This window comes from Hypericibacter sp. (genome assembly GCF_050729195.1).
Lineage (GTDB): Bacteria > Pseudomonadota > Alphaproteobacteria > Dongiales > Dongiaceae > Hypericibacter.
The window spans coordinates 1-5,957 of record NZ_JBOHKS010000039.1; the positions used below are offsets into that span (position 1 = coordinate 1).

A 5,957-nucleotide genomic window follows, 5' to 3' on the forward strand; every position below is an offset into this window, starting at 1 on the left:
CAATGTGGTCGACGCCTGGTCGAAGGCCACCGACCAGATCGCCGAGGCGATGATGAAGGAAATCTCGGCGGTCAAGAAGGGTGCGGACGGCCGCGAGGCCCAGGTCAACTCGATCTACATGATGGCGCATTCCGGCGCGCGCGGCTCGCCGGCGCAGATGCGCCAGCTTGCCGGCATGCGCGGACTTATGGCGAAGCCGAGCGGTGAGATCATCGAGACCCCGATCATCTCGAACTTCAAGGAAGGCCTGACCGTTCAGGAGTACTTCAACTCGACCCACGGCGCCCGTAAGGGCCTGGCCGATACCGCGCTCAAGACCGCGAACTCGGGTTACCTGACCCGCCGTCTCGTGGACGTCGCCCAGGACTGCATCATCACCGAAGTGGATTGCGGTACCACCCGCGGCCTGACGGTGAAGGCGGTGGTCGAGGGCGGCGAAGTGATCGCGCCGCTGGCCGAGCGTATCCTCGGCCGTTCTTCCTCCGTGGACGTCAAGGACCCGCTCTCCGGGCGGATCCTGGTGGGTGCGGGCGACCTGATCGACGAAGACAAGGTCGATGTCATCGACCGTGCCGGCGTCGATACGGTACTGATCCGTTCGGTGCTGACCTGCGAGACCGAAGTCGGCGTCTGCGGCAAGTGCTATGGGCGCGATCTCGCCCGCGGCACGACCGTGAATATCGGCGAGGCTGTCGGCGTCATCGCCGCCCAGTCGATCGGCGAGCCGGGCACCCAGCTCACGATGCGTACCTTCCACATCGGCGGCGCCGTCCAGCGCGGCGCCGAGCAGTCGAGCGTCGAGGCGGCGTTCGAAGCCAAGGTCGAGATCAAGAACCGCAACGTGGTCTTGAACAGCCTGGGCGTGCCGGTGGTGATGGGCCGCAATTGCGAGATCGTGCTGCGCGACGAGGCCAACCGCGAGAAGGCCCGCCACCGCGTCCCCTACGGCGCCAAGCTGCTGGTGGACGACGGAGCGAAGGTCGCCAAGGGCACGAAGCTCGCCGAGTGGGACCCCTACACGCTGCCGATCATCACCGAGCGCGAAGGCACCGCCAACTATGTCGACCTGGTCGACGGCGTGTCGATGCGCGAAGTGCTCGACGAGACGACCGGCATCTCGAGCCGCGTCGTGGTCGACTGGAAGCAGCAGCCGCGCGGCAACGAACTGAAGCCGCGTATCACCCTGCGCGATCCGAAGGGCGAGCTCATCACGCTGCCCAACGGCATCGAGGCCCGTTACTTCCTCTCGGTCGACGCCATCCTGTCGATCGAGAACGGGGCTCATGTGCGGGCCGGCGACGTGCTGGCGCGTATCCCGCGTGAATCCTCCAAGACCCGCGACATCACCGGCGGTCTGCCGCGCGTGGCCGAGTTGTTCGAGGCCCGCAAGCCGAAGGACTACGCGATCATCAGCGACACCGCCGGCCGCGTCGAGTTCGGCAAGGACTACAAGACCAAGCGCCGCATCATGGTGGTGCCGGAGGAGGGCGATCGCCAGCCGATCGAGTATCTGATCCCGAAGGGCAAGCATATCAGCGTCCAGGAAGGCGATTATGTGCAGCGCGGCGATCTGCTGATGGACGGCAATCCGGTGCCGCACGACATCCTGAACGTGCTGGGTGTCGAGGCGCTGGCGAACTACCTGATCAAGGAGATTCAGGAGGTCTATCGGTTGCAGGGCGTGAAGATCAACGACAAGCACATCGAGGTGATCGTTCGCCAGATGCTGCAGAAGGTCGAGATCACCGAGCCCGGCGACACGACTTTCCTGGTCGGCGAGCAGATCGATCGCTCCGAGTTCGAGATCGCCAACAACAAGACGGAGCGGGAGAACGGTCGTCCGGCGAAGTGCATGCCGGTCCTGCAGGGCATCACCAAGGCCAGCCTGCAGACCAACTCCTTCATCTCCGCCGCGTCGTTCCAGGAGACGACCCGCGTGCTCACAGAGGCTGCTGTCTCCGGCCGTATCGACCAGCTGACGGGCCTCAAGGAGAACGTGATCGTCGGCCGCCTGATCCCGGCGGGTACCGGTGCCGTCATGAACCGGCTGCGTCAGCTCGCAGCCGATCGCGACAAGGTGCTCACCGCCGCCCAGGCCCAGCCGGCCCTGCCGCCCGCCAACGAAGGGCAGTCGGAAGTCGCCTGATCGGGGATTGCCGCCGGGGCAGTTTTGGTCCCGGCCGGCAGCTCAAGAATGACGAGGGGCCTGTTCTCCCGAGCGGAGGGCAGGCCCTTCGGCCGTTCCGGGGTGCGACATGACCGCCCTGGGGAGGAGTCTTGCAGGGACTGCATGGATTCCGGCGAACCCGGCGGTTCTTGCAAGGGTCCGCCGGGAGAATCGGTTACAGGTCATTGAATTATATGCGTATTTTTCCGTCTTCTTGCGTGACGAGCGGGGGACGGCGAGGGCAGGCACCCTTCGCGACGGCTTTCCCGAGCACCCCGTGCTCTTGTGGATAGATTTCGGAGCTCTCTGCCGAAACCCGCAGAATCCCTGGGTTAATTGAAGATTGCCGCGAACCCGCCCAAGGCCCCGGAACAGCCTGCAATGCAATGAATTTTCTTACTGTTTCGCGCTTGACGGGGTGGGGGGCGATTCATATTATCCGCGCGCCTTCCGGGGCTGGTGGTAGACCTGAAAACGGTCTAGACGCAGCGCCGCCGAAAAGCACGAACGACACCACATAGGTCGCCCACTGGGGCCTTGCCCCTGGCGACCATTTTTCTGGCCGCACGAGCCGAATCTTTGGCTCGGCGCGGTCGTTTGCATCGCGGTTTTGCAACCGTACGAGGACCTATAGCCGATGCCGACGATCAATCAGTTGATCAACAGCCCGCGTCGCCCGGTGGCCGCCCGTAACAAGGTGCCAGCGCTCAATTCGAGCCCGCAGAAGCGCGGCGTTTGCACGCGCGTCTACACCACGACGCCGAAGAAGCCGAACTCGGCGCTGCGTAAGGTTGCGCGCGTGCGGCTCACCAACGGCTACGAGGTCACCAGCTACATTCCCGGCGAAGGCCACAATCTGCAGGAACATTCGGTCGTCATGATTCGCGGCGGCCGCGTGAAGGATCTGCCCGGCGTTCGCTATCACATCATCCGCGGCACGCTCGATACCCAGGGCGTGAAGGACCGCCGCCAGCGCCGTTCGAAGTACGGCGCCAAGCGGCCGAAGTGATTTAAGGAGCGTCGAACAGATGTCTCGTCGTCATGCTGCCGAGAAGCGCGAAGTCCTGCCGGATGCCAAATTCGGCGACGTCGTCCTCACGAAATTCATGAACTCGCTGATGTATGCGGGCAAGAAGTCGGTCGCCGAGAGCACCGTCTATGGTGCGCTCGAGCAGGTCGAGAAGAAGTCCAAGGGCGATCCGGTGAAGGTGTTCCGCGACGCGCTCGACAACGTGAAGCCGCACCTGGAAGTGCGCTCGCGTCGTGTCGGCGGCGCCACCTACCAGGTTCCGGTCGAAGTCCGTCCGGAGCGCGCCCAGGCCCTCGCGATCCGCTGGATCATCCAGCATGCGCGCGGCCGTTCCGAAAGCACGATGACCGACCGCCTCTCCGCCGAGCTGCTCGATGCCGCCAACAACCGCGGCGCCTCGGTGAAGAAGCGCGAAGACACGCACAAGATGGCCGAAGCGAACAAGGCCTTCTCGCACTACCGCTGGTAATCCGGGCGATAGCGAAAGAGTTCGAGGACAACCGAGATCATGGCGCGCACGACCCCGCTCGATCGATACCGCAATATCGGCATCATGGCCCACATTGATGCCGGCAAGACCACCACGACCGAGCGCATCCTCTATTATACCGGCCGTTCCTATAAGATCGGCGAAGTCCATGAAGGCACCGCCACCATGGACTGGATGGAGCAGGAGCAAGAGCGCGGCATCACCATCACGTCGGCCGCGACGACCTGTTTCTGGCGCGACCACCGCATCAACATCATCGACACGCCGGGCCACGTCGACTTCACCATCGAAGTCGAGCGCAGCTTGCGCGTCCTCGACGGCGCCTGCACGGTGTTCGACAGCGTCGCCGGCGTGGAGCCGCAGTCCGAGACGGTGTGGCGCCAGGCCGACAAGTACGGCGTGCCGCGCATCTGCTTCGTCAACAAGATGGATCGCATCGGCGCGGACTTCTATCGCTGCGTGCAGATGATCATCGACCGCCTCGGCGCGAAGCCGCTGGTGCTGCAGCTGCCGATCGGCGTCGAGAGCGAGTTCTCGGGCGTCGTCGACCTGGTCCGCATGAAGGGCGTCACCTGGAAGGACGAGGCGCTCGGCGCCGAGTTCACCGTGGGCGACATCCCGGTCGACCTGAAGGAGAAGGCGAAGGAATATCGCCACGCTCTGCTGGAGACCATCGTCGAGCTCGACGAGGCCGTCCTCGAGGCCTATCTCGACGGCAAGGAGCCCGACGAAGACACCATCAAGCGGCTCGTCCGCAAGGGCACCGTCACCAGCCTGTTCGTCCCCGTCATTTGCGGCAGCGCCTTCAAGAACAAGGGCGTGCAGCCTCTGCTCGACGCCGTGGTCGATTTCCTGCCGGCCCCGACCGACGTGGCGGACGTTATCGGCGTGAAGCCGGACAGCGATGAGCCGGTCAGCCGCAAGAGCTCGGACGACGAGCCCTTCTCGGGCCTCGCCTTCAAGATCATGACCGACCCCTTCGTCGGCTCGCTCACCTTCGTGCGCGTCTATTCGGGGGTGCTGGCTGCCGGCCAGCAGGTGCTGAACACGGTGAAGGGCGACAAGGAGCGTTGCGGGCGCATGCTGCAGATGCATGCGAACCACCGCGAAGACATCAAGGAAGCCCGCGCGGGCGACATCGTCGCGCTGGCCGGTCTCAAGGCCACGACCACGGGCGACACGCTCTGCGATCCGGCCAATCCGGTCATTCTCGAGCGTATGGAATTCCCGGAGCCCGTCATCGAAGTGGCGGTCGAGCCGAAGACCAAGAGCGACCAGGAGAAGATGGGCATGGCGCTCAACCGCCTGGCCCAGGAAGATCCGTCCTTCCGCGTGTCGAGTGACGCCGAGAGCGGCCAGACCATCATCAAAGGGATGGGCGAGCTGCATCTCGAGATCATCGTCGATCGCATGAAGCGCGAGTTCAAGGTCGAGGCCAATGTCGGCGCGCCTCAGGTGGCCTATCGCGAGACGATCTCCAGGAAGATCGAGCAGGACTATACCCATAAGAAGCAGACCGGCGGCTCGGGTCAGTTTGCCCGCGTCAAGATCCGCTTCGAGCCGCTGCCCGCGGGCAGCGGATTCGAATTCGAGAACGACGTGGTCGGCGGCTCGGTTCCCCGCGAATTCATTCCGGGCGTCGAGAAGGGCCTGAAGGCCGCGAAGGAGACCGGCGTGATCGCCGGCTTCCCGATGATCGACTTCAAGGCGACGCTGATCGACGGCGCCTATCACGACGTGGACTCCAACGTGCTGACCTTCGACATCGCCGCGCGCGCCTGCTACCGCGAAGGCATTCCGAAGGCCGGCCCGAAGCTGCTGGAGCCGATCATGAAGGTCGAGGTGGTGACGCCCGATGATTACATGGGCGACGTCATCGGCGACCTGAACAGCCGGCGCGGCCAGGTGCAGGGCATGGACTCGCGCGGCAATGCCCGCGTGATCGCCGCCATGGTGCCGCTGGCCAACATGTTCGGCTACGTGAACACGCTGCGTTCGATGTCCCAGGGCCGGGCGCAGTACACGATGCATTTCGACCACTACGAGCAGGTGCCTCAGGCGGTTGCCGACGAAGTCCGCGCGAAGATGGCGTGATTTCAGAAGCAATCGACAGAGCAGCTCGCACCAAGAAGACGGAGTAAGGACGATGGCGAAGGCGAAATTCGAGCGGAACAAGCCGCACTGCAACATTGGGACGATCGGTCACGTCGACCATGGGAAGACGTCTTTGACGGCGGCGATCACGAAGGTGCTGGCGGAGACGGGCGGGG

Annotated in this window: 4 protein-coding genes and 1 pseudogene; all 5 read left to right on the forward strand. The window is 64.2% G+C overall.

Annotation, left to right across the window (positions count from 1 at the left end):
* Positions 1-2,146 (forward strand): annotated as a pseudogene (locus tag ACREE8_RS02915) (DNA-directed RNA polymerase subunit beta'); the annotation flags it as partial.
* Between the two features lie 658 nt (positions 2,147-2,804).
* Positions 2,805-3,176: a 30S ribosomal protein S12 gene (gene rpsL, locus ACREE8_RS02920; RefSeq protein WP_151116751.1), complete on the forward strand. Its 372-nt coding sequence runs from the start codon at positions 2,805-2,807 to the stop codon at positions 3,174-3,176.
* Between the two features lie 19 nt (positions 3,177-3,195).
* Positions 3,196-3,666 carry a 30S ribosomal protein S7 gene (rpsG, locus tag ACREE8_RS02925; protein WP_431571483.1) on the forward strand — a complete coding sequence of 157 codons (471 nt, stop codon included), beginning with the start codon at positions 3,196-3,198 and terminating at the stop codon, positions 3,664-3,666.
* 39 nt (positions 3,667-3,705) lie between these two features.
* The gene (gene fusA, locus ACREE8_RS02930; protein ID WP_431571484.1) at positions 3,706-5,781 is read left to right on the forward strand and encodes an elongation factor G; all 2,076 of its coding nucleotides are present in this window, start codon (positions 3,706-3,708) and stop codon (positions 5,779-5,781) included.
* Positions 5,782-5,833: 52 nt separating this feature from the next.
* Positions 5,834-5,957 (forward strand): GTP-binding protein (locus tag ACREE8_RS02935; protein WP_296516918.1); only part of this gene is annotated, 124 nt, incomplete at its 3' end.

Coding starts and splice junctions, on each gene's coding strand:
- rpsL (WP_151116751.1), top strand. CDS start 2,805: ATGCCGACGATCAATCAGTTGATCAACAGCCCGCGTCGCCCGGTGGCC.
- rpsG (WP_431571483.1), top strand. CDS start 3,196: ATGTCTCGTCGTCATGCTGCCGAGAAGCGCGAAGTCCTGCCGGATGCC.
- fusA (WP_431571484.1), top strand. CDS start 3,706: ATGGCGCGCACGACCCCGCTCGATCGATACCGCAATATCGGCATCATG.